Annotated in this window: 4 protein-coding genes and 1 pseudogene; 4 read left to right on the top strand and 1 reads right to left on the bottom strand. The window is 48.9% G+C overall.

Annotated features, from left to right (window positions below; translation table 11 throughout):
* Window positions 1–273 precede the first annotated feature (273 nt).
* A complete protein-coding gene (locus H7A81_RS26380; protein WP_182059244.1) occupies window positions 274–537 on the top strand; it encodes a hypothetical protein in 264 nt (87 codons plus the stop codon).
* A complete protein-coding gene (locus H7A81_RS26375) occupies window positions 534–1,280 on the top strand; it encodes a Fic family protein (RefSeq protein WP_182059243.1) in 747 nt (248 codons plus the stop codon). The genes H7A81_RS26380 and H7A81_RS26375 overlap by 4 nt, the downstream gene beginning before the upstream one ends.
* Here the strand turns inward: H7A81_RS26375 and H7A81_RS26370 are convergent.
* Window positions 1,277–2,032, bottom strand: a complete 756-nt coding sequence (locus tag H7A81_RS26370) for a LysR family transcriptional regulator (RefSeq protein ID WP_255479057.1) — start codon at window positions 2,030–2,032, stop codon at window positions 1,277–1,279. The two genes, H7A81_RS26375 and H7A81_RS26370, sit on opposite strands and share 4 nt — an antisense overlap.
* A 28-nt stretch (window positions 2,033–2,060) precedes the next feature.
* Here H7A81_RS26370 and H7A81_RS26365 point away from each other — a divergent pair.
* Together H7A81_RS26365 and H7A81_RS26360 are read left to right on the top strand one after the other, a co-directional pair.
* Window positions 2,061–2,420: pseudogene (locus tag H7A81_RS26365) on the top strand (type 1 glutamine amidotransferase domain-containing protein); the annotation flags it as partial.
* Between the two features lie 209 nt (window positions 2,421–2,629).
* Window positions 2,630–3,652, top strand: coding sequence for a multidrug effflux MFS transporter (locus H7A81_RS26360; RefSeq protein ID WP_182059241.1), 1,023 nt, complete (start codon window positions 2,630–2,632; stop codon window positions 3,650–3,652).
* The last annotated feature ends 132 nt before the right edge of the window (window positions 3,653–3,784 follow it).

Raw genomic sequence — 3,784 nt, 5'->3', positions numbered from 1 at the left:
ACTGACTCAGCAGGTTTGGGACAACACCGCTGCTACGCTGCAGTTGACCAAACCACCGGTCATCAACATGGGTGATCAGTCCGTTGCTCCTACGCAGGCTAAGCCTCGCGCAGAATCCGCTAAGCAGGATATGGCGCTGTAATTCTCCCTCGCGCTAATGAAGAAAGCCGGACAATGTCCGGTTTTTTTTGTGTCTGGAATAAGGTCAAATCGCATAGCAGACACTCAACCTTCTGCGTGCTAAAATTGGGTATCATTGAATGAGGCAAAGACATGAATAAATCTGCATCATTAAGTGTTGCTAATCAGGTACGTGAACTGGCTAAAGTTCACCAAGTAACGGCTGACCGTGATGGTATGAGTCGCATGGCTGTTGCAATTACTCGCCTGGCCGATGACATCGTAGAACTTGATGTCATCGAACAACTTCTGGTTAATCTGAAGAAAAAAGGCATTTTAACCAAGGCAGAAACGCTGGAGATGCAAGGAGACTATCTGCGTGAGAAAAGACAAATTAAACAGAATTTTTCTGCATGATTTTTGATCCTTTCGGCGACTATGAAACAGCGGGTTATTTACAGAATGCCTTACATTTAAAAGATCCTGATGAAGTTAAAGCTTCTGAACATCTTTCATTCGAACTTAGTCTGGAAGATGCGCTGCTGTACCTATCAACGCTAAAACACGTAAAATATTCTTCCATACTTAAAGTTCACGAAATTCTTTTCGGTGACTTCTATCACTGGGCAGGAAAAGACCGAAACGAGTTAGTTCCTCACCTATCGATCTTTAAAGGCACGCGTGAAGACGAACACTTTACGGTATTTGAATATCCACATCTTATTCAGCTTGCAGTGGAGTATGCGTTAAAGCTTGCCAGTGACAGGGACAAATTTCGTCAAAAGCCAGGAGAAGTGATGGGGCAGTTGGCTTTTGCTCACCCTTTCCTCGATGGTAACGGACGTACAATTTTGCTAACTTTCATGGAATTAAGCTTCCGTGCAGGTTTTTCTGTCGACTGGTCTAAAACAAAAAAAGATGATTACCTTCGCACATTGAGCAGAGAAATTCGTGAACCTGGGAAAGGACATCTGGATCGTTATCTCCAACCGTTCATTATCGAGATTCATAGCAGGGACGAATGGCCTTTAACCATCGGTAGTATTAAAGGCCTGGATGGATTGGATAAAGGGCAAATCAATTATAGCGACATTGACGATCCGCTAGTCAGGAAACATTATAAAAGCTACCAGTCACAACCTTTAGATAAAAAATCTTAATGGCTGTTATTCATCCCCCAAACCAGTGCCTGTCTTGCATGGGCAATACGCGGTTGGCGCAGAGCGCTGGGTAACCAAATAAGGTGATAACGAATCTCTGAGTCCCCCACTGGCGCGTCCAACATCACTAACTCCCCTTGCGCGATTTGCGCCTGACATAAAAATGCCGGCATCACCGACCAGCCAAATCCGCCGCAGAGTAAACTCCGCATGCCACGCAAATCCTGCCCAACAACCGCAGGTAACAGCGTCTGGTATTTAATTCGATTTTTATCCAGCCAGTGATCAATCAAAGAGAGTTTTAGGTCATAAGCCAGCAGAGGTTCTTTAATCACATCCGCGGAAAAATCTGCACTGTTGTGTAAGCGAGCCGGTGCAGCCACAGCAACCACTCGGTCCTGAAAAATCACTTCACCCTTTAAACGTGGATCGGTCACCGGATGTGCCGTCACGCCCAGATCACAGTGCCCTTCAATCACCATCTGCGCAACGAGCGGACCATCACCGCTGTGCATATGCACGCGAATGCCGCTTTCAAGCAGTGGCAGCAATTCAGCCGATAATTTCTCCGCCATAAAATCAGCATGTCCAATAATCTGCAACGTTCCACTCACATCCATCGATCGGGCACGCGCCGATGATAAAGCGGACTCTGCGGTATCCAGAGAGTTGCCTATATCAGCGGCCAAATCGTCGGCAGCGGCCGTTGGCATCACGCCATGGGCCTGACGCTCAAACAGCGGTCGACCCACTGCGACTTCCAGGCCGCTAATGTGTTGCGAAACCGCAGACTCCATCCAGTTGATCGAATCTTTCGATCGTGCGGGTAAGCCGATGGGTTTTGTCTGCCATGCACCTGGCGCGTTGCGCCATGTGAAAGCTGCGAGCGGCGCCCCGTTAATTCAGGGTAAGCAGGTCACCGGCTTTACCAATAGCGAAGAAGCAGCCGTTGAGCTGACCGACGTGGTGCCTTTCCTGATTGAGGATGAGTTCATCAAACTGGGCGCGCATTATCAAAAAGGCGCTGACTGGGCACCGTTTGTCGTACAAGATGGTCAGTTGATCACCGGACAAAATCCGGCCAGCTCAGAAGATGTGGCGAAAGCGCTGCTGCTGCAACTGGCAGCACAACAGCCTTAATCGCGTTAAAGCGCATCACTGCTCTGGCGGTGATGTGCCCTCGTCTTATTAACCCACTCATTAATGAATATTGCTCATAGGTGCTAGTAGACTGGCGCACCTAATCAATCCCTTCTGCCTTTGTTAAGCTACTCCACAACCCCTTTACCATCACTGTAATTAAGCCCTGGCACCGCACAGGTCCTTTCCTTTGCTCATAAAAAGACACTATGGATATCAAAACTGCAACGCATCCTCCGGATATGAAAACCGGCATCGCTTTTATTGTCATTCTCAGCGCGTTGATGGCATTTACCTCGCTCTCAACCGACATCTATCTACCGGCGATGCCCGCGATGTCAGCCGCGTTACACGGTGATTCGGAACTGACGGTCACCGGATTCCTGATTGGCTTTGCCATCGCACAGCTAATCTGGGGCCCGATTAGCGATCAACTCGGCCGCAAAACACCGCTATATATCGGGATGATTATCTTTGCTGTCGGCTCAGCGGGATGCGCACTCTCCAGCGACATGCCTCAGATTGTCTTCTGGCGTGTCATTCAGGCCGCTGGCGCGTGCACCGGCCCGATGCTGGCGCGTGCCATGATCCGCGACCTTTTCAGCCGCACGCGCGCTGCGCAAATGCTGTCGACGCTGATCATTGTCATGGCGATTGCCCCTATCGCGGGGCCATTAATGGGTGGGCAAATCATTCGTTACTCGCAATGGCCGGTGATTTTCTGGTTTCTGGCGGTAGTCGGCGCATTGATGTTTATATCACTGCTCTGGCTTCCTGAAACACTGCCGGCAGAAAAAAGGGTAACGGCGTCACCTCGGCAAATAATGGGTAATTATCGCGCATTGTTGCAAAATAAAAACTTTATGCGTTTTACCTTGTGCGTGACTTTTTACTACGTTGCCGCTTACGCCTTTATTGTCGGATCGCCTGCGGTGTATATCAGCTATTTCGGTATCGATCCGCAACATTATGGTTGGCTGTTCGCCATAAATATCCTTGGACTGGTGACGGTCAGCACCGTTAATAAACGTTTAGTGCAAAAGGTACGGCTTGAGACGCTGCTGAAATCCGCCTCTTTTATCGCCGCACTGATGACTTTCGTGATGTGTTTTGTACTGAAAACGCATCCGGCAGCATTGGCGGGATTGGTCATCTGTATCTTCATTTTCTTCTCAATGAACGGGATTATTGCAGCTTCAGCCACCGCGGCCGCGCTGGATAGATCGGAATAGAACAACGCCAGACTCCCCGCACGTTCAGAAAACACGTTTGATGGTGGTTTGTTGAGAAAAAAAGAAAAGCACACGTCTGAACTCCACTCACGAGTTTCCAGTTCGTATCACGTCGTCTGCGCGAAAAAAAAA

Origin of the sequence: Pantoea sp. ME81, assembly GCF_903970985.1 — a bacterium.
Classification (GTDB): Bacteria; Pseudomonadota; Gammaproteobacteria; order Enterobacterales; family Enterobacteriaceae; genus Pantoea; species Pantoea communis.
Note: the sequence above shows the minus strand (reverse complement) of the source record. Positions and strands in the feature narration are given on the sequence as shown.